11 protein-coding genes and 1 tRNA gene are annotated in these 20,175 nt (G+C 63.0%); 3 read left to right on the top strand and 9 right to left on the bottom strand.

Translation table 11 applies throughout. From position 1 onward, the window contains the following. Positions 1-12 precede the first annotated feature (12 nt). The 5 genes from prsK to AC07PE_RS16575 form a co-directional block, all read right to left on the bottom strand. The gene (gene prsK, locus AC07PE_RS16555) at positions 13-2,097 is read right to left on the bottom strand and encodes an XrtA/PEP-CTERM system histidine kinase PrsK (RefSeq protein ID WP_498766365.1); all 2,085 of its coding nucleotides are present in this window, start codon (positions 2,095-2,097) and stop codon (positions 13-15) included. A gap of 60 nt (positions 2,098-2,157) precedes the next feature. Further along, on the bottom strand, positions 2,158-3,570 hold the full coding sequence (locus tag AC07PE_RS16560; protein ID WP_498766367.1) for a TIGR03013 family XrtA/PEP-CTERM system glycosyltransferase: 1,413 nt from the start codon (positions 3,568-3,570) through the stop codon (positions 2,158-2,160). A 40-nt stretch (positions 3,571-3,610) separates the two neighbouring features. Beyond that, positions 3,611-4,639 (bottom strand): SDR family oxidoreductase, encoded by a 1,029-nt coding sequence (locus AC07PE_RS16565; protein WP_498766369.1) that lies wholly within the window; start codon positions 4,637-4,639, stop codon positions 3,611-3,613. A gap of 64 nt (positions 4,640-4,703) precedes the next feature. Then, on the bottom strand, positions 4,704-5,993 hold the full coding sequence (locus AC07PE_RS16570) for a nucleotide sugar dehydrogenase (RefSeq protein WP_498766371.1): 1,290 nt from the start codon (positions 5,991-5,993) through the stop codon (positions 4,704-4,706). Positions 5,994-6,344: 351 nt separating this feature from the next. After that, positions 6,345-6,420, bottom strand: a tRNA-Arg gene (locus AC07PE_RS16575). 188 nt (positions 6,421-6,608) lie between these two features. Here AC07PE_RS16575 and AC07PE_RS16580 point away from each other — a divergent pair. From AC07PE_RS16580 to AC07PE_RS16590, 3 genes are all read left to right on the top strand, one after another. Further along, positions 6,609-7,472, top strand: a complete 864-nt coding sequence (locus tag AC07PE_RS16580) for a c-type cytochrome (protein WP_498766373.1) — start codon at positions 6,609-6,611, stop codon at positions 7,470-7,472. 440 nt (positions 7,473-7,912) lie between these two features. Next, positions 7,913-9,955, top strand: coding sequence for an RIFT barrel domain-containing protein (locus AC07PE_RS16585; protein ID WP_498766375.1), 2,043 nt, complete (start codon positions 7,913-7,915; stop codon positions 9,953-9,955). A gap of 298 nt (positions 9,956-10,253) precedes the next feature. Then, positions 10,254-11,447 (top strand): right-handed parallel beta-helix repeat-containing protein, encoded by a 1,194-nt coding sequence (locus tag AC07PE_RS16590; protein WP_498766377.1) that lies wholly within the window; start codon positions 10,254-10,256, stop codon positions 11,445-11,447. A gap of 46 nt (positions 11,448-11,493) precedes the next feature. On the opposite strand, the gene AC07PE_RS16595 is transcribed toward AC07PE_RS16590, so the two are convergent. The 4 genes from AC07PE_RS16595 to AC07PE_RS16610 form a co-directional block, all read right to left on the bottom strand. Continuing rightward, positions 11,494-13,557 carry a M13 family metallopeptidase gene (locus AC07PE_RS16595; protein WP_498766379.1) on the bottom strand — a complete coding sequence of 688 codons (2,064 nt, stop codon included), beginning with the start codon at positions 13,555-13,557 and terminating at the stop codon, positions 11,494-11,496. Between the two features lie 89 nt (positions 13,558-13,646). Then, positions 13,647-15,719, bottom strand: a complete 2,073-nt coding sequence (locus AC07PE_RS16600; protein ID WP_498766381.1) for a M13 family metallopeptidase — start codon at positions 15,717-15,719, stop codon at positions 13,647-13,649. A gap of 76 nt (positions 15,720-15,795) precedes the next feature. Beyond that, positions 15,796-17,844 (bottom strand): M13 family metallopeptidase, encoded by a 2,049-nt coding sequence (locus AC07PE_RS16605; RefSeq protein ID WP_498766383.1) that lies wholly within the window; start codon positions 17,842-17,844, stop codon positions 15,796-15,798. Positions 17,845-17,941: 97 nt separating this feature from the next. Continuing rightward, on the bottom strand, positions 17,942-20,164 hold the full coding sequence (locus AC07PE_RS16610) for a TonB-dependent receptor plug domain-containing protein (RefSeq protein WP_498766385.1): 2,223 nt from the start codon (positions 20,162-20,164) through the stop codon (positions 17,942-17,944). Positions 20,165-20,175 lie beyond the last annotated feature (11 nt).

The raw sequence follows: 20,175 nt of genomic DNA on the forward strand, positions 1-20,175 counted from the left end.
GGATGTCCTCTATCAGGAGATCATTGCTGGCGCCGGCTCATGGTACAGCGGCAGCACGACCTTGAACGTGGTGCCGAGCGCAGGCTGGCTGCTGACTTCCAGCGCCCCGCCCAGCTCGGTGATGTATTCGCGGCTCTCGAACACGCCGATGCCCATGCCGGCCGACTTGGTCGAGTCGAAGGGCGTGAACAGGCGCTCGCGGATGAATTCCTCGCTCATGCCTTCGCCGGTGTCGGTGATTTCGATCTCGACCGCCCCGGCATGCGGGTCTTCGCCGCGCAGGCCGAGGCGGATCATCACGTGGCCGTCGCGCGGCGTGGCCTCGATCGCATTCTGGATCAGGTGGCCGACCACGCGCTCGAGGCGCTCGCGGTCCGCCATCACCTTCAGCCCCGGCATCTCGACCACCAGCTGCGGACGCGGCTCGAAGGCGTTCTTCAGCGCCACCGCCTGGCGCACCACCTCGTCGACCGCCAGCGGCAGCGGCTTCTCGGCGTTCTCGCTGCGCGACAGCTTCTGCAGCAGCAGCTTCATCTTCTGTACCGAGTGGTTCAGGGTTTCCAGCATGTCGCGCTGGAATTCGGGGTTGTCCTTGTGCTTTTCCGCGTTGGCGTTCATCAGCGACAGCTGGGCCACCAGGTTCTTCAGGTCGTGCACCACGAAGGTCGACATGCGGTTGAAGGATTCGAACTGGCGCGCCACCATCAGCGCGTTGGCGGCGTCTTCCTGGGCCAGGTGGCCGGCGGCCTGGCTGCCGGCGATTTCCATCAGGTCGATGATTTCCCAGTTCAGCTTGAGCGGGCTGCGCGCACGCTGCAGCACCACGAAGCCGAACAGCTTCTCGTGCAGGATCAGCGGCACCACCAGCCAGCGGCGCGGGTAGTCCAGCAGCCACTGCGGAACGGCCAGGCCCTCGTACTTGTCGGGGCGTTCCACGTACTCGTCGATGTCGATCACCCACTGGGTGCTTTCCATGAACTGGCAGAACGGCGAGTTGTTTGGTTCGGCCATGCTGGTGTCCGGCGCCTGCCAGCGCGCGCGCGGCTCGAAGTGGTTGCCGTCGTTGCGCTGCCACAGCGTGCCGCCAGGGCTTTCGACCAGCGCCGCCACGGCCTGGATCACGCGGTCGCCCAGGCCCGGCCCGCGCTCGGACAGGGTGCGCGTGAAACGCGTCCATTCCTCGCGGTAGTCGTAGTTATACGTGAAGAAGTGCTTGCTGATCGAGACCTTCAGCCAGGAGCGGAAGGTGCCGGAAAACAGGATCACCAGCAGCAGGCAGATGGCGCCGAACAGGAAGCCGGCCTGCATCACCGTGCCCCAGCGGCCGCCGAAGAAGCGCAGGTAATAGCCGGCCGATCCCATCGCCAGCAGGTAGATCGCGGAGCCGAACAGCGCAGCCGAATGGAACATCACGCGCCGCGACACGCCGACCGAGACCGTCCAGGACTTGCGGCGCGCCATCGACGCCGCCACCAGCGGCACGGTCAGGGCATTGATCAGGCCGCGCGCATTCCACAGTTCCGGATTCAGGTCGCGGAACAGCATGGTGTTGGTGTACAGGTAGAAGTCGTAGGCGAACATGCCGCCGATGCCGAGGCAGGCGAACTTGATCGCCCAGCGCTCCTCGATGGTCTTGTTGCGGTACACCTGCTCGACCAGCAGCATGCCGTACACCGCCAGGCAGGCGAAGGCGGTCACCACCGGCAGCGCGCCGAGGGTGCTCAGGAGTTCGTTATACCAGTGGCCGACCAGCAGTGCGCCCAGCAGCACCAGGTAAGCGCAGCCGGCCGCGAACAGCGAAGGCCGCATGCCCAGGGGCATCCGGCTGTCTTCACTCTTCCAGTGGCCCAGCAGCGCAACCAGGAACACCGACCAGGCGCCGTCGCGCAGCACCTCGAGCGCAGCGGTGAGCGTGGTCCACAACCTGTCGTGCAGCGCATCCCAGGCCAGGGCGATGGCCCACAGGGCGGTCAGCAGGCAGGCCGCCGACAGGCTGCCGCGCTGGAAGCGCCCGCGCCAGCCGGACAGGATGGGTAATCCCAGCAACAGGTACCCGGCTGCAGCAAACGCGTAACTATAGGCTGTGATATTGGTCACGATGGACGGTTCAGACAGGTGGGAACGAAGGACCGCAGCCGGCGCCGGCCGCGGATCCGGTCAGCGTCCGCTGCGGAACAGGACGACTTTCAGGGTGTCGATGAGGATCAGGACGTCGAGGAACAGGCTGTTGTTCTTCACGTAGTAGAGGTCGTACTGCAGCTTCTGCAGCGCGTCCTCGGCGGACGAACCGTAACCGTAGCGCACCTGGGCCCAGCCGGTGATGCCCGGCTTGACGCTGTGGCGCACATTGTAATACGGGACCACCTCGATCAATTGGTCGACGAAATACTGGCGCTCGGGGCGCGGGCCGACGAAGGACATGTCGCCCTTGAACACGTTGAGGATCTGCGGCAGCTCGTCGATGCGGGTCTTGCGCATGAAGTTGCCGATGCGGGTGATGCGCGGGTCGTTCTGCTGGGCCCACTGCGGCTTGCCGCCCTTTTCGGCGTCGGTGCGCATGCTGCGGAATTTATGCACCAAGAAGGTCTTGCCGTCCTTGCCGACCCGCTCCTGCGAATAGAACACCGGGCCGCGGTCTTCCAGCTTGACGGCCAGCGCGGCCAGCAGCATCAGCGGCAGGGTCAGCACCAGGATGATCACGCTGCACACGATGTCGAAGCTGCGCTTCATGAAGGTGCGCACGAAACTCTGGTCGAAGCCGCCGCCGAACACCAGCCAGGAGGGCTGCAGCGAGTCGACCCGGATCTGGCAGGTCTCGCGCTCGAAGAAGGTAGCGGCGTCGGTGACCTTCAGGCCGGCCAGTTTGCAGTCGAGCAGTTCCTTGATCGGGAAGCCGCCGCGGCGGTTCTGCACCGACACCACGATCTCTTCGACGTTGTACTGGCGCGCCAGTCCCACCAGGGTGTCGCCCTCGCGCCCGTTCAGCAGGCTGGTCGAGGGCACGCACAGCTCCTCGGTGGGCGTCGGGACGAAGCCGGTGATGTTGTAGCGGTGGTAGCTGGCGCTCTGCAGGGCCAGGTCGCTGCATTCCTTGGCCAGCGGGCCGCTGCCCAGGAACAGGATACGGGTCTCCAGGAAGCGCAGTTCCGAGCTCTTGAAGAAGATCATGCGCGCGATGAAGATGCCGGCGGCGGCGATCGCGAACACCAGGGCCAGGATGCCGCGGCCGAAGTACAGGTCCGGGGCGACGTAGAACACCAGGGTCAGGATCAGGAAGCCCATCAGGAACGAGGGCATCAGCTTCATGAAGAAGGGGTTGCGCAGGCCTTCGTTGAAGTCGAGCTGGTACATGCCCATCGCGCTCATGCTGAAGATGATGGCGGCGGTGAAGGCGATGGCCGAGGTGAAGAAGTGGTCGAGACTCTCCACGTTCGGCAGGCCGAGCGGCTGGCCCAGTTCCATGAAGCGCACCGCCGCGCCGACGTAGGCGGCGCCGAGCAGGACCAGCACCTCGACGAACAGCAGGACGAAGACGATCTTCGACACATAATGGTTGGAAATCTTAAGCACGCTACCCTCCGGTATTCTTCTTGGTTACATACTGCAGTGCTTATTCGGACAGGTTGTGCACGTACCAGTCCATGGCTTCCTTCAGCCCTTCGCCGATGCGGTGGGTGGGCGCGTAGCCCAGCATCGCGGCGGCCTTGCCGATGTCGGCCTGCGAGTGGCGCACGTCGCCCTTGCGGAAGTCGACGTACACCGGCTTGTGCGCGGCCACGTGCGGGAAGCGCGGCGCCAGCAGCTCGCACATCTTCGCGTGCAGCTGGTTGAGCGAGGTGCGGTCGTTCAGCGCCACGTTGTACACCTGGTTGGCGGCGTCGCTGCCGGCCATCGCCGCCAGCAGGTTGATCTGCACCACGTTGTCCACATAGCAGAAGTCGCGGCTGGTCTCGCCGTCGCCATTGATGCGCAGCTCTTCGTTGCGGATCAGCGCCGCCACCCATTTCGGGATCACAGCGGCGTAGGCACCGTTCGGATCCTGGCGCGGACCGAACACGTTGAAATAACGCAGGCCGATCGATTCCATGCCGTAGGTGCGGCCGAACACGTCGGCGTACAGCTCGTTGACGTACTTGGTCACGGCATACGGCGACAGCGGCTTGCCGATCCGGTCCTCGATCTTCGGCAGGCCCGGATGGTCGCCGTAGGTCGAGCTGGAAGCGGCGTAGACGAAGCGTTTCACCTTGGCGTCGCGCGCGGCCACCAGCATGTTCAGGAAGCCGGTGATGTTCGTTTCGTTGGTCAGCTGCGGATTCGCGATCGAGCGCGGCACCGAGCCCAGCGCGGCTTGGTGCAGGACGAAGTCGACGCCCTCGCAGGCCTTTGCGCAATCCTCGGGAGAGCGGATGTCGGCTTGCAGGAAAGTAAAGTTGGCCCATGCCGCCTCGCCCACCAGTTCGCGCACCTGGTCCAGGTTGTGCTGGTGGCCGGTGGCGAAGTTGTCGAGACCCGTGACACGCTGGTTCAGCTTGAGCAGGGCTTCGACAAGGTTCGAGCCGATGAAACCAGCAGCGCCGGTCACCAGCCAGTGGTAGCTGCGCTGCAGCAGCTGCTGTTGGACATCTTGAATCTTGTTCACGTTTGCAGACACTTTACTTGCTGATTACCCGGCTGCCCGTATGGGGCAGCCGTATTGGGGAGTATTACAGGCGCCAGACGCAATAGCCGGCTTCGCTGATCGCCTTCGGATCGAACTGCGATTTGACGTCGATGAAGCAACCGTTGTCGTTCAGCTTGGACTGGAAATCGAGCAGCGAATGGGCCAGCACTTCCTTGTGCGGCACCGCCACGACCAGGGCGTCGGCTTTCGGCAGGTCTTCCCAGCGCTCCAGCTTGATGCCGTATTCGTGCTGGGCTTCCTCGCCGTCGGCGACCGGGTCGTAGACGTGCACGTCGCAGCCGTAGGATTCCAGTTCATGCACGATGTCCGCAACCTTCGAGTTGCGCAGGTCCGGGCAGTTTTCCTTGAAAGTCAGTCCGATCACGTTGACCTTCGAGCCCTTCACGTGGAAGCCCGACGAGATCATCGACTTGACGGTCTTTTCGGCCACGAACTTGGCCATGCCATCGTTGATGCGGCGGCCCGCCAGGATCACCTGCGGGTGGTAACCGACCATCTCGGCCTTGTGGGTCAGGTAATACGGATCGACGCCGATGCAGTGGCCGCCCACCAGGCCCGGACGGAAGGGCAGGAAGTTCCACTTGGTGCCGGCGGCCTTCAGGACTTCCAGCGTATCGATGCCGACCTTGTCGAAGATGATCGCGAGTTCGTTCATCAAGGCGATGTTCAGGTCGCGCTGGGTGTTCTCGATCACCTTGGCGGCCTCCGCCACCTTGATGCTGGAGGCGCGGTACACGCCGGCCGTGACCACCGATTCATACAGCTTGGCGATGCGGTCCAGGGTCTCGTCGTCGTCGCCCGACACGACCTTCAGGATCGTGGTCAGGGTGTGTTCCTTGTCGCCCGGATTGATGCGCTCCGGCGAGAAGCCGACGTGGAAATCGTCCTTCCACTTCAGGCCCGACTCTTTTTCCATGATCGGGATGCAGACTTCCTCGGTGGCGCCCGGGTAGACGGTCGACTCGAAGACGACGACGGCGCCGCGCTTCATGTGCTTGCCGACGGTCTTGCTGGCGCCTGCCAGCGGGGTGAAGTCGGGGTTGTGGGCGATGTCGACCGGGGTCGGCACGGCCACCACGATGTAGTCGGCCTGCGCCAGTGCGGATGGGTCGGTGGTGACTTCCAGGTGTTGCGCCGCCTTCAGCTGCTCGGTCGCGACTTCGCCGGTGGGATCGACGAACTTCTTATAGTTTTCAATTTTGGTTGCCGACAGATCGAAACCGATTGTTTTCGCCTTCTTGCCGAACTCGACAGCCAGCGGCAAACCAACATAGCCCAAGCCAACTACTGCGACGACTTCATCTGCTTTCATCTCGCATATTCCGATCAAATATTATTTTTTGCAATTCTGTTAATTTTAAATATAGCATGGAAACAGAATTGCACTCAACAACTGCCAAGGATTCACTCTTAAAAAACAACAGGATGGCGCTCTTGGCGGCATTCCGGCGGACGATAAAAAACATGCGCCTACCATGAGAATGCCGAAAAGCAACATCACTAAGTCAGATGTAATTTTAACATTCTTTCAAATGCAACTCTGTTTGCGCGGCAATCGTGCGCATGGGAATCATTGCTTTTTTAAATGAATCGTGACAGGACGGCGCGCGGATGCGAGCCAGTCATCGGTGACCCGTAACTTATTGATTTGCTGAGGGAGAAGTGGCGCGGCTGGCGGGGATCGAACCCACGACCCTTGGCTTCGGAGGCCAATACTCTATCCACTGAGCTACAGCCGCGCAGGAGTGAAGCGAAGGATACAGAGTTTTGACCGGCACGTCTATGGCACCAATGTTGACCGCAGAGAAATTGCGTTTCCATTAACGTGCTTTCGATCTATAATCGCCCGGTTCCGCGCCATTTATGACGGGTAAGGCAGCTAAGCGCTGGACGCAGCAGGTTTTTTTATTGATCAAGTAAGGAAATCATGAGCGACGCACACCACAGTGAACATCAGGCTTTCATCCGAACCCCGAAACAGCTGATTGCCGCAGTAGCCGGGTTTTTCCTCGTCATCGTCATCGGCATCATCTTGCTGGTGTCCTTCGTGACCAATCAACATTTGACCGGCGCCGGCTCGGAAGGGCAGAACCCTGAAGCGGTCATGGCGCGCGTGCGTCCTGTCGCTGAAGAAGGCTTCGCGCTGAAGGATGCGAACGCGCCCAAGGTGCTGCAGGGCGGCCAGGCCGTCTACACTGCCGTTTGCGTTGCCTGCCACGGCACCGGCGCCGCAGGCGCCCCCAAAGTTGGCGATGCCGGCGCCTGGAGTGCGCGCCTCGCACAAGGTTACGACACCCTCCTTCAGCACGCGGTCAACGGGATCCGCGCCATGCCGGCCAAGGGCGGCAACCCGGACCTGGACGACGTCGAAGTGGCGCGCGCCCTTGTATATATGGCGAATCAATCGGGCGGCAAATTCAAGGAGCCGGCAGCGCCGGCGCCTGCCGCCCAGGCGCCGGCCGCAAATGCACCTGCACCGGCGGCTGCTGCCGCCAGCGCGCCGGCCGCTTCCGCCGCTCCCTCAACCGCGGCGGCCGACAGCGGCGCCGGCAAGGCTTTATATGGTTCCACCTGCGTGGCTTGCCATGGCGCCGGCATCGCAGGCGCGCCGAAGATGGGCGACAAGGCTGCCTGGGCGCCCCGCATCGCCCAGGGCCCGGCAGTGCTGTACCAGCATGCGCTCAACGGCTTCCAGGGCAAGACCGGCATGATGCCGCCAAAAGGTGGTTCGAGCGCGCCGGACGCCGACGTCAAGAGCGCGGTCGATTATATGGTAGCCGCCGCCAAGTAACAATTTCCCGCTTACAAGAAGCCGCCTGAGGGCGGCTTTTTTGTTTTTGTTTTTAGTTCAATGTTTTTAACCATATAAATAACTGACGAAATTACATTGCTTCCGAATAATATTCATAAGATCCCCGACAATGTTTCGTTGCCGCACGGGAACAAAAGGCGAGAAATTTGACTTTTTCCGTGCATCACTAATTTCTTTGGCGTAATCTAGCGCTACCGAACAAAAAGAAACCGACTAGCGCTTAACCAGAGAAACCCGAAATGAAATCTGTTAAAAACTTCCTGTCGCTTCGGCGCCTTTCCATCGTAGTAGCCAGCTCCGCACTCGCCGCCTGTGGCGGGGGTAGCGATCAAGCCCAAGGCACTGCGTCCAGCGCACAGACCGCCGCATCTCTCAGCGCCTCCCTGCCAGGTACCCTGACTGGCCCGATTACCACCACCGTGCCGCCGACCACCGGCGGCACCACGACGACGCCCGCAACCGTCTCCGGCACTACCATTACCGACGTCCGTTTCGAAAACACCAGCACGACCGCGACCCAGACCAACGTGCCTGTTACTTTCGGTCAAGTCTTCGCACAAGGTAACCTGCTGGCGAGCGACAAGCTGACTGGACGCCTGGAAGACGGCACCACGGTCCCGCTGCAGGTCGACGTCAAGGCGACCCATGCCGACGGCTCGGTGCGCCATGCCATCATTTCCGCTGTCGTGCCGAGCATCGCTGCGGCCAAGGTGCGTACCATGTCGCTGGTGAAAGGTGGCACCGCGCCGACCGGCACCGTCACCGTCGATTCCCTGCTGCGTACCGGCTTCACGGCATCGGTTCACGCCAATATCGGCGGCGTCGATTACTACGCTTCCGCTGACGAACTGCTCAAGAGCACCACGCCGACCACCTGGCTGAATGGCCCGGTTGCCACCGAATGGCAAGTCTCGGCCCCGCTGCGCACTGCCAGCGGCGCCCAGCATCCGCACCTGTCGGCCCGTTTCGCCATCCGCTGGTATGCCGGCACGAACAAGGCGCGCGTCGACGTCGTCGTCGAGAACGACTGGGCCTACGAGCCTTCGCCGCAGAACTTCACCTATGACGCCAGCGTCATCGTGGGCGGCAAGTCGGTCTATAGCAAGGCAGCGATGACCCATTACAATCACGCCCGCTGGCGCCAGATGTTCTGGTACAACACCGCTGCACCGGAACTCAACGTCAAGCACAACACCGCTTATCTGATCGCTTCGCGCGCACTGCCGAATTACGACCAGAGCGTGGTCGTCCCAGAAACCGCACTGGCCGCACTGAAGGCAAAGTGGACTGGCGCCGCAATCCAGCCGATGGGCACCGGCTTGGCCGCATCCTACATGCCGATGACCGGCGGGCGTCCCGATATCGGCCTGCTGCCAGGCTGGACTGCCACCTACCTGCTGAGCATGGACAAGCGCGCCCGCGAAGTCACGCTGGGCACCGCGGACCTCTCGGGCAGCTGGTCGTCGCACTACCGCGACCGCAAGACCGACCGTCCTGTCAGCGTCAAGGACTATCCGTACATGACCATCGCCGGCCGCTCGACCGATACGTACAACAAGGCCACCAAACAGTACGAATCCTTCCCGGTCTGCGCAACGTCGACGGCGTGCACGACCCCGAACACGCATGACCCGGCGCACCAGCCGAACCTGGTCTACCTGCCTTACCTGGTGACCGGCGACTACTACTACCTGGAAGAGCTGCAGTTCTGGGCAATGTGGAACTCGTTCCAGTCGAACCCGGGCTACCGCGGCGCCGAGAAAGGTCTGTACTCGTCCGAGCAGATCCGTGGCCAGGCCTGGAGCCTGCGTACCGCGGCCGAAGCGGCGTACATCACGCCAGACGCGAACCCGCTGAAGGCGACGTTCACGGCCATCGTCAACGACAACCTGGACTTCTATAACAGCACCTACACCGACAACGCCTCGGCCAACGTTCTGGGAGTCCTCAGCGACGAGCACGCCATGGTCTATAACGACGGTACCGGCCTGGCGCCGTGGCAGGACGACTTCTTCACCTCGGCAGTCGGCCACACCGCCGAACTGGGCTTCACCAAGGCAAGCTCCCTGCTGGCCTGGAAGTCGAAGTTCCCGATTTCCCGCATGGTGGGTGCCGGTGCATGCTGGATCGATGGCGGTATCTATTCGATGAAGGTGCGCGACGCGAAGACCGCGCCGGTCTATGGCACGATCGCCCAGGCTTACACGGCCAGCCACGCCGCCAACATCCTGGCTCTGCAGTGCGGTAGCGCCGCCATGGCAAGTGCGCTTGGTCTGAAGGTTGGTGAAATGACGGGCTACTCGGACGCGACGGACGGCTACCCGTCGAACCTGCAGCCGGCCCTCGCCTATGCCGCTACTGCCGGCGGCACCGCAGGCAAGAGCGCCTGGGCCGTGTTCACCGGCCGTACCGTCAAGCCCAACTACGGCAACGGCCCGCAGTTCGCCATCGTTCCGCGCTGATCCCTGCGCACAAGGCCGAGGTATCGCCAGCCGGCGCTACCTCGGCTTTTTTACATTCATTTTTGTAACCAGGTGTCGCATTTAAGCCATGAGGTTAGTTTTTTTATGTAACAATTTTCTGCAGGTAAAAACTCTCCCGTTTCATAGAGAGATTCGCGACTAAAAGTATATTTAGTCATCAATCTTGTTACAAATAGTTACTTAACATGTGACAATTTGTTCGCTAAGCTTGGGGTTTCGCGTTTCCGATAAGCATTGTTTTCGGTAACGAACCTACACCTGGACCACGAGGAAACACATGCAACGTCGAATCAACCCGTCCACCCGCATCGCTTTCACCTTCATCCCGGCCGCCCTGCTCGGCCTCGCATTCGCCTCGTCCGCTTCGGCCGTCACCTTGTCGGTGGGTCCAGGCAAAACCTACGCTACCCCTTGCAAAGCGATCGCCATGGCGAAAAGCGGTGACGTGGTCGAAATCACCGGCGGTACCACCTATAGCGGCGACGTCTGCGGCATCTACGCTAGCAATATCACCATCCGTGGCGTGAATGGCCGCCCGAAGATCGACGCCGCCGGCAAGAACGCCATGGGCAAGGGTATCTGGGTTGTTTCGGGCAGCAACGTCATCGTCGACAACGTCGAGATGCTCGGCGCCAAGGTCGCCGACAAGAACGGCGCCGCGTTGCGCCTCGAGGGCACCAACTTCACCCTGCGGAATTCCTTCCTCCACGATAACGAGAACGGTATTCTGAGCAACACGAATACCGCGAGCAATATCGTGATCGAGTACAGCGAGTTCGGCCACAACGGCTACGGCGACGGTTACAGCCACAACCTGTACATCAACAACGTCGGCAGCCTGACCTTCCGCTACAACTACTCGCACGACGCCAACATCGGCCACAACCTGAAGTCGCGCGCACGCGTCAACACGATCGTGTACAACCGCTTCTCGTCCGGCGTGGCAGGCAGCACCTCGATCGGCAAGCCGAGCTACGAGATCGACCTGCCGAACGCCGGCACCTCCTACGTGATCGGTAACGTGATCCAGCAGCCTTCGGTCAACGGCAACCCGAGCATGCTGGCCTACGGTGAAGAAGGCGCCAGCAACCCGGGCAAGGACCTGTACGTGGTCAACAACACCTTCCTGAACGACAATAGCTCGAGCGGCACGTTCGTCTTCATCGGTTCGGGCGTGACCACCCCGGCTCTGCTGCAGAACAACATCTTCGGCGGCACCGGCACCCTCACCACCCAGACCAGCGCAGTCCAGAAGACCAACTACCGTTCGGTGTCGCCGGGCTTCGTGAGCCGTTCGACCTGGGATCTGCGTCCGCTGGCCAATACGCTGGTGACCAATGCCGGTTCGACCCCGGGCACCTCGAGCGCCGGCGTGTCGCTCAAGCCGGTCGCCCAGTACAAGCACACCGCGTCCGGCGTGGCGCGCCCGGTGCTGGGTAATCTCGACATCGGCGCCTACGAGGCGCAGTAAATGACAAGGGCCGCGCAATGCGGCCCTTTTTTCTACGGCGACGTCCTTACCAGATGATCACCCGCTCCTTCGGCTCCAGGTACATCTTGTCCCCCGGTTTCACGCCGAAGGCTTCATAAAAGCCCGGCTGGTTGCGCAGCGTGCCGTTGGCGCGGAAGGCGTCCGGCGAATGCGGATCGGCCTTGATCTGCGCGATGGTCTGCTGCTCGCGCATCTTGGCGCGCCAGACCTGGGCCCAGCCCATGTACAGGCGCTGCTCGCCGGTGTAGCCGTCGATGACCGGCGCCTTCTTCCCCTTCAGCGAGATTTTATAAGCCTTGGTGGCGATGGCGAGACCGGAGTTGTCGGCGATGTTCTCGCCCAGGGTCAGCTCGCCGTTCACGTGGTAGCCCGGCAGCGGCTCGAAGGCGTTGTACTGATTGACCAGCATCGCGGTCTTGGCCTTGAAGTTCTTGTGGTCGGCCTTGCTCCACCAGTCGCGCAGGTTGCCGTTGCCGTCGTACTGCGCGCCCTGGTCGTCGAAGCCGTGGCTGATCTCGTGGCCGATCACGGCGCCGATGCCGCCGTAGTTGACGGCATCGTCGGCGTTGGCATCGAAGAAGGGCGGCTGCAGGATCGCCGCCGGGAACACGATCTCGTTCATCTCCGGGTTGTAGTAGGCGTTCACCGTCTGCGGCGTCATGCCCCACTCGTCGCGGTCGATCGGCTTGCCCAGCTTGTCGATCTCGCGGTCGGCGGCGACGATACGCGCGCGCATCACGTTGCCCACCAGGTCCTCGCGTTTCACGACCAGCTTCGAGTAATCCTTCCACTTGTTCGGGTAGCCGATCTTCGGGGTGAATTTCGCGAGCTTGGCCTGCGCTTCCTTCTTGGTGGCGGGGCTCATCCAATCGAGCTTGTCGATCGACTGCTTGTAAGCGGCCAGCAGGTTCTTCACCAGCGCTTCCATGCGCGCTTTTCTCTCCGGCGGGAAGTATTCGGCCACATAGAGTTTGCCGAGCGCCTCGCCTTGCGCACGCTCGACCGCGCCGACGCCGCGCTTCCAGCGCGGTTCCAGTTCCGGGGTGCCGGACAGGGTCTTGCCGTAAAAGTCGAAGCGCTCGTCGACGAAGTTCTTCGACAGGTAGCCGGCATAGGCATCGACCAGGTGCATGGACAGGTAGGCCTTCCAGGTATCGAGCGAAGTCTTGTTCGACAGCTCGACGAAGGCTTTCAAATAGGTCGGCTGGCCGACGATCACATAGGTCGTCTTGCCGGACAGGCCGGCGGCGTCCAGCCAGGCTTTCCAGCCGTAGCCGGGCGCCAGCTTGTCGAGGTCGGCCAGCTTGACCTTGTTGTAGGCCTTGATCGGGTCGCGCAGCTCGACCTTGGTCCACTGGATGCGCGCCAGCTCGGTCTCGAAGCCGACGATGGAGCGCGCATCGAACACGGCGCGCCCGTTGCCGGTCAGCGCCAGCGTGCGCTCGACGTGCTGCTCGTACTTGGCCTTGGCGTCCGCCAGCTTGGCGTCGTCCGCTTTCAGGTAGTAGTCGCGGTCCGGCATCGCCAGGCCACCCTGGCCGATGTCGGCGACGTACTTCGTGGAGTCTTTGTTGTCTTGGTGGATGCCGAAGTCGAAGGGGACGTTGACGCCGATCTTGCCCAGGTGGGCCAGCAGGGCCGGCAATTCCGCCTTGTCCTTCAATGCGGCGATCCTGTCCAGCTCCGGTTTCAAAGGTGCGATGCCCAGCTGTTCCAGGCGCGCCTCGTCCATGAAGCTGGCGTAGAAGTCGCCGATGCGCCGGGCGTCGGCATCCTGGGTGTTGGTATCGGCCGAGACCTTCTCGATGATGCCGCGCAGCTGGGCCAGCGAATCCTCATACAGCTGGTCGAAGGAGCCCCAGCTGGCTTGGTCGGCCGGAATCTCCACGGTCTGCAGCCACTTGCCGTTCAGGTGGGCGAAGAAATCGTTTTGCGGGCGCACCGCGGGATCGATGTACTGGGTGGCGATGCCGCTGGCGAGTGCCGGGCGGGAGGCGATTGACGCCGATTTGGCTACGGCGCCTTCCCCGGCGTGGGCGAAGCCGGCGGCCAGCGCCAGGCTCAGTGCACTCAATGCGATGCGTTTCATGACGTCCCTTCAGTGTTGTTGTGCTCTTATTGTAGCGTCAATAAAAAAGGCCGCGGCATGCCGCGGCCTTAGTTACAACAGGGAGCCGATTACCAGATGATTACGCGCTCGGTCGGCGCCAGGTACATCTTGTCGCCCTGCTTCACGCCGAAGGCCTCGTAGAAGCCCGGCTGGTTGCGCAGGGTGCCGTTGGCGCGGTACTGGCCCGGCGAGTGCGGATCGGTCTTCACCTGCATGATCTGCGCTTCGTCACGCATCTTCGAGCGCCACACCTGCGCCCAGCCCGCGTACAGGCGCTGGTCGCCGGTCATGCCGTCGATCACCGGGGCCTTCTTGCCCTTCAGCGAGATGTGGTAAGCCTTGTAGGCGATCGCCAGACCCGAGTTGTCGGCGATGTTCTCGCCCAGGGTCAGCTCGCCGTTCACGTGGTAGCCCTTCAGCGGCTCGAAGGCGTTGTACTGATTGACCAGCGCCGTGGTCTTGGCCTTGAAGTTCTTGTGGTCCGCTTCGGTCCACCAGTCGCGCAGGTTGCCGTTGCCATCGTACTGGGCGCCCTGGTCGTCGAAGCCGTGGCTGATCTCGTGGCCGATCACGGCGCCGATGCCGCCGTAGTTGACCGCGTCATCCGCGTTGGCGTCGAAGAACGGCGGCTGCAGGATCGCGGCCGGGAACACGATTTCGTTCATCGACGGGTTGTAGTAGGCGTTGATGGTCTGCGGCGTCATGCCCCACTCTTCGCGGTCGATCGGCTTGCCCAGCTTGTTCAGCGAGCGCTCGCCTTCAACCAGGCGCGAACGCATCACGTTGCCGACCAGGTCGTCACGCGAGACCACCAGCTTCGAATAGTCCTTCCACTTGTTCGGGTAAGCGATCTTCGGGGTGAACTTGGCCAGCTTGGCTTGCGCTTCCTTCTTGGTGGCCGGGCTCATCCAGTCGAGCTTGTTGATCGAGTCCTTGTAGGCGGCCAGCAGGTTCTTCACCAGCGCTTCCATGCGCGCCTTGCGCTCGGCCGGGAAGTATTCCTGAACGTACAGCTTGCCCAGCGCTTCGCCCTGCGAACGCTCGACCGCGCCGACGCCACGCTTCCAGCGCGGTTCCTGTTCCTTCACGCCCGACAGGGTACGGCCGTAGAAGTCGAAACGCTCGTCGACGAAATTCTTCGACAGGAAGCTGCCATAGGATTCGATCAGGTGCAGCGACAGGTAGGCCTTCCAGGTATCGACCGACGTCTTGTTGGCCAGCTCCATGAAGGCCTTCAGGTAGGTCGGCTGGCCCACGATCGCGTAGGTGGCCTTGCCGGACAGGCCGGTGGTGTCCAGCCAGGTCTTCCAGTCGAAGCCCGGGGCCATCGTGTTCAGGTCGGCCAGGTTGACCTTGTTGTAGGCCTTGATCGGATCGCGCAGTTCGACCTTGGTCCACTGGATCTTGGCGATCTCGGTCTCGAAGTCGACGATGGCTTTGGCGTTGGCGGCGGCGTTCTTGTCGCCGGCCATGCTCAGCATCTTCTCGACGTGCTGCTGGTACTTGGCCTTGGTGTCGGCCATGCGCTTGTCGTCGGCCTTCAGGTAGTAGTCGCGGTCCGGCATGCCAAGGCCGCCCTGGCTGATGCCCGGCGCGTACTTGGTCGAATCCTTGTCGTCCTGGCCGATGCCGTAGTCGAAGGGCACGCCGACGCCGATATTGCCCAGGTGCGCCAGCAGGGCCGGCAGTTCGGACGTGCTCTTCAGCGCGGCGATCTTGTCCAGCTCGGGCTTCAGCGGGGCTGCGCCCAGCTGTTCCAGGCGCGCTTCGTCCATGAAGCTGGCGTAGAAGTCGCCGATGCGCTGCTCGTCGGTGCCCTTGGCGGCATTCTTGGCAGCGACCTTCTCGATGATGCCGCGCAGCTGCGGCAGGGTGTTCTCCTGCAGCTCATTGAAGGAGCCCCAGCGCGATTTGTCGGCCGGGATCTCGACGGTCTTGAGCCACTTGCCGTTCAGGTATTCGAAGAAATCGTCCTGCGGGCGCACGGACGATTCGATGTATTGGGTGGCGATGCCGGCGCTCAGGGTCTGGCCCTTGGTGGCGGTGGCTTTCGCAGCGGCCGCGCCGCCAGTGCCTTCTGCGTGGCTGACGCTGGCGATCAGGGCCAGGGTCAGGGCGCTCAACAGGTATTGCTTCTTCATTCGTGCATCTCCCTCGGATTGTTATGGGTGGATGGGGACGGCGGGATCGCCGCCGTCCCTGCTCTGGTCTTCTGTATTACCAGATCGTAACGCGCTCTTCAGGCTTCAGGTACATCTTGTCGCCTTCCTTGACGCCGAAGGCTTCATAGAAAGCGGCCTGGTTGCGCAGGGTGCCGTTGGCGCGGAACTGGCCCGGCGAGTGCGGGTCGGTTTTCACCTGATTGATCTGCGCTTCGTCGCGCATCTTCGAGCGCCACACCTGGCCGAAGCCCATGAAGAAGCGCTGGTCGCCGCTCAGGCCGTCGATCACCGGGGCCGGCTGGCCGTGCAGCGAGATCTTGTAGGCTTTGTAGGCGATCGCCAGGCCCGAGTTGTCGCCGATGTTCTCGCCCAGGGTCAGCTCGCCGTTGACGTGGTAGCCCGGCACCGGCTCGAAGGCGCTGTACTGCTTGACCAGCATGTCGGTCTTGGCCTTGAAGCGGGCCTGGTCTTCCGCGGTCCACCAGTTGCGCAGGTTGCCGTCGCCGTCGGACTGGCTACCCTTGTCGTCGAAGCCGTGGCCGATCTCGTGGCCGATCACGGCGCCGATCGCGCCGTAGTTGACCGCGTCATCCGCGCTGGCGTTGAAGAAGGGCGGCTGCAGGATCGCGGCCGGGAACACGATTTCGTTCAGGCGCGAGTTGTAGTAGGCGTTGATGGTCTGCGGCGTCATGCCCCATTCTTCGCGGTCGATCGGCTTGCCCAGCTTGTTGATGTTGCGGTTGTAGTTGAAGGTGGCGGTGCGCATCGCGTTGCCGACCAGGTCATCCTTCTTGATGGCCAGCTTCGAGTAGTCGCGCCACTTGTTCGGGTAGCCGATCTTCGGGTTGAACTTGGCCAGCTTGGCTTGCGCTTCCTTCTTGGTGTCGGCACCCATCCAGTCCAGGTTGTCGATCGATTCCTTGTAGGCCGCCAGCACGTTCTTCACCAGCTCCTGCATGCGGGCCTTGCGCTCCGGCGGGAAGTACTGGGCGGTGTATTCGCGGCCCAGGGCTTCGCCCAGCGCGCCTTCGACGGTGGCGACGCCACGCTTCCAGCGCGGTTCCTGTTCCTTCACGCCGGACAGGGTCTTGCCGTAGAAGTCGAAGCGCTCGTCGACGAAGGCCTTCGACAGGTAGGGCGAGAACTCGCGCAGCACCTGCCACTGGAAATAGGCTTGCAGGGTGGCGAGCTCGGTCTTGTTCAACACCTCGTTGAAGCCGGTGATGTAGCTCGGCTGGCCGACGATCACATAGCTCGCCTTGTTGCCGATGCCGGCGGCGCCCAGCGCGGCCTTCCAGTCGTAGTCGGGCGCCAGCTTGGTCAGCTCCTCGACGCTCATCTTGTTGTAGCTCTTGTTCGGATCGCGCAGCTCGACGCGGGTCCACTGCACCTTCGCCAGCTCGGTCTCGAAGGCGACGATGGCCTTGGCCTTGGCGGCGGCGTCCTTGTCGCCGGCCAGCGACAGGATGTTGGTGACGTGCTGCTCGTACTTGGCCTTGATGCCGGCCATGCGCGCGTCATCCATCTTCAGGTAGTAGTCGCGGTCCGGCAGACCCAGGCCGCTCTGGCGGATGTAGGTCGCGTACTTGGTCGACTCCTTGGCATCCTGGGCCACGCCGATGCCGTAGGGGCTCGGCACGCCGATCTGCGCCAGGTGGGCCACCAGGGCCGGAATGCCTTTCTTGTCCTTCAGCGCGCGGATGCGCTGCAGCTCGCCCGCCAGCGGCTTGGTGCCGAGGCTTTCCAGCTTCTTCTCGTCCATGAAGCTGGTGTACAGGTCGCCGATCTTCTGCTCGTCGCTGCCCAGCTTCTTGCCCGGCTTCTTCTGGTCCGCTTCGACGATGCCGCGGATCTGGCCCTGGGTGTCGTCGCGCAGTTTCATGAAGGTACCCCAGCTCGTGCGGTCCGACGGGATTTCCGTCGTCTGCAGCCATTTGCCGTTCAGGTGGCCGAAGAAATCGTCCTGGACGCGCACGCCCTGATCGATGTACTGCGTCTCGATGCCGGAGGTCGTGCCGGCGGCAGCGGAATGGGCCGTGTCGGCGGCGCTTGCAAAAGCGGCCATCAGCGACAAGGTCAGGGTGCTCAGAAGGTAACGTTTCACGCGGTTGTCCTTGGTTGCAGGGAAAAGAACGGCTTGTGGCCATCGGCAAATGTATCACAGCCCGGCTTGCCGAAACCGGGCTGTTGTCTGGCATTTACTACAGTTTCATTTCATAGCGAACGCCGAATTGGGTGGTGGTGCGGGCCAGGGTCGCGGCGCTCTGCACCAGCGGGCCGGTGTCGAGGCTGCGCGCGGTCTCGTAGACGCGCGGGTCGAGGTTATTCGCCGACAGGCGCAGCTGCGAGGCCGCATTCAGTTTCCACAAGCCGTAGACGTCGAACTGGCGCTTGGTGCCGGTCGTGGCGGTCTCGTTGACCGTGGTCTGGACGATCGTCTGCGGGGTCCAGTTCAGGCTCCCGCCCAGGCTCAGCGGCGAGCCCTTGGCACGGTAGTCCAGGCCCAGGTTGGCGGTCTGCTTCGGCTGCTGGTCGAGGCGGTTGTTCGGGCCCGGGATGCCGTCCACGCGCGACCAGAAGCGGCTGTAGTTCGAGCGCAGGTCGATCAGCGGGGCGTGCGGCCACAGTTCGGTGAGCGGGAACTTGGCTTCCAGTTCGAGGCCGCGGGTCGAGGCGCTGCCGATGTTGATCGGGGTGGAGACCCAGCGCGCACCAGAAGGGGCTGCAATGAGCACCGTCTGGCGGCGCATCAGGTCGTCGATGTTGCGAACAAAGCCGCTGGCCGACAGCAGGCCGCTCTTGCCGAGGTAGTGTTCGTAGGCGAGGTCGATGCCCGTCGCCAGTTCCGGCTTCAGGTTCGGATTGCCGCTGCGGTCGGGCCGCGTGGCGTCGTTGTAGGTAGAGATATACGGCACCGCGATCAGGTCGTTCAGCGCCGGCGCTTTATAACTGCGGGTGACGCTGCCGCGCACCTGATCCTTCTCGTGACCGGGAATGCGCCAGACGCCGTGCAGCACCGGGCTCCAGACTTTCGAGGTGTTGACCACGTCCGTTCCGACGCTTTTATCTCTACCGTCGCTGGTGACGCGAATCCCCTCCCAGCGCATCCCGAGATAGGTCGAGAACTGCGGCGTGACATCCCACTCGTCCTGCACGAACAGCGCCACGCGCCGCGATTGCGCCGCCAGAGAGGCGCCGCCGTCGTCGAACAGCGCCGCCGAATCGCCGGCCGCCACGTGCTGCTGGCGGCGCTTGCTGGCTTCGAGGTCCCAGCCGGCCGCGAACAAATGGCCCTGGCCGAGCGGACGGCTGTATTTGCCCCCTAGGTTCACGCCGCTGTCGCGGCTGGCGTCACTGTCGATGTAGCGGCGCAGCGCGCCGCCATTGGCGTCGAAGGTGTTGCGGGCGGTGTCGCTGTCATTGCGGCCGCCGGTGAAGCCGAACTTGACCTCCAGACGCGCGCCGGCCTCACCGCGGTGCAGCCAGTTGCCGAAGCCGCGCAGGAAGCTCGAGTGCGCACGCGAATCCGAGCGCTGGTGCGCGTACTCGGGCGCGATGCTGCCGATGGGCTGCTCCAGCCAGCTGTCGGCGCCGTTGCGGCTGCGGTTGGTGGCGAGGAAGGGCTGGAAGCTCAGCGTGTCGCCGTTCGCGAATTTATACGCCAGGCGCGGCGACAGGAAGAGGCCATCGAAGACGCCGCCGCCTTCGTCGTGGATCTGCTGGCGGCGCTCGACCGTGCCGTCCTTGCGGGTGCTGAGATTCAGCGTGTCGCTTTCGTTATGCGGACGGTTCTGCATCAGCGAACCGGTCATCATCCAGGTAAGTGCGCCCGACTTGCCCGGCATCGCCAGCGAGGCATTCAGGCCATGGCGGCCCTGCTCGATGTTGTCCGCCAGGCGCAGCTGCACATCCTTCTGTTGATAACCTTCGCGCAGGATGATGTTGATGGTGCCGGCGATGGCCTGGGTGCTGTGCTCGGCCACCGGGCCGCGGATCACCTCGATGCGCTCGACCTGCTCGGGCGACAGCGACTCCAGCGAGAACCCTGGCGGCGGACGCTCGCCGTTGACCAGCATCTGCGTATAGCCGTTGCCCATGCCGCGCATGCGGACCCCGCCGCCGCCGCGTCCGGGCGCGCCGCCGATGGTCACGCCGGGCAGGCGTTTCAGGACTTCGCCGACGCTGGTGTCGCCATTGCGTTCGAGTTCCTCGCGGCCGAACACCATTTTCGCCGCGGTCGAGATGCGGCGCGCCTCGGTATCGTCGGCGCGTGCGCCGCTGACGGTGACCTGCTGGATACTGGGAGAGGCCGGCACCGTGCCGCTGCGCGGAGCCGGTTGAGGGGTGGGGTCAGGGTCGGCAGCCCATGCGTGTCCCGCCGTGCCCAGCAAGGCCAGGCAGGCCATCGGGATCAATTTGCTCATGCTTATCGTTA

The sequence above is a fragment of the Telluria sp. GW821-FHT07G12 genome, from assembly GCF_059418525.1.

What these genes read in the sequence shown, in the direction of transcription:
- AC07PE_RS16580 (WP_498766373.1), top strand. Translation starts at nt 6,609, where the DNA reads ATGAGCGACGCACACCACAGTGAACATCAGGCTTTCATCCGAACCCCG.
- AC07PE_RS16610 (WP_498766385.1), bottom strand. Translation starts at nt 20,164, where the DNA reads ATGAGCAAATTGATCCCGATGGCCTGCCTGGCCTTGCTGGGCACGGCG.
- AC07PE_RS16595 (WP_498766379.1), bottom strand. Translation starts at nt 13,557, where the DNA reads ATGAAACGCATCGCATTGAGTGCACTGAGCCTGGCGCTGGCCGCCGGC.
- AC07PE_RS16600 (WP_498766381.1), bottom strand. Translation starts at nt 15,719, where the DNA reads ATGAAGAAGCAATACCTGTTGAGCGCCCTGACCCTGGCCCTGATCGCC.
- AC07PE_RS16590 (WP_498766377.1), top strand. Translation starts at nt 10,254, where the DNA reads ATGCAACGTCGAATCAACCCGTCCACCCGCATCGCTTTCACCTTCATC.
- AC07PE_RS16570 (WP_498766371.1), bottom strand. Translation starts at nt 5,993, where the DNA reads ATGAAAGCAGATGAAGTCGTCGCAGTAGTTGGCTTGGGCTATGTTGGT.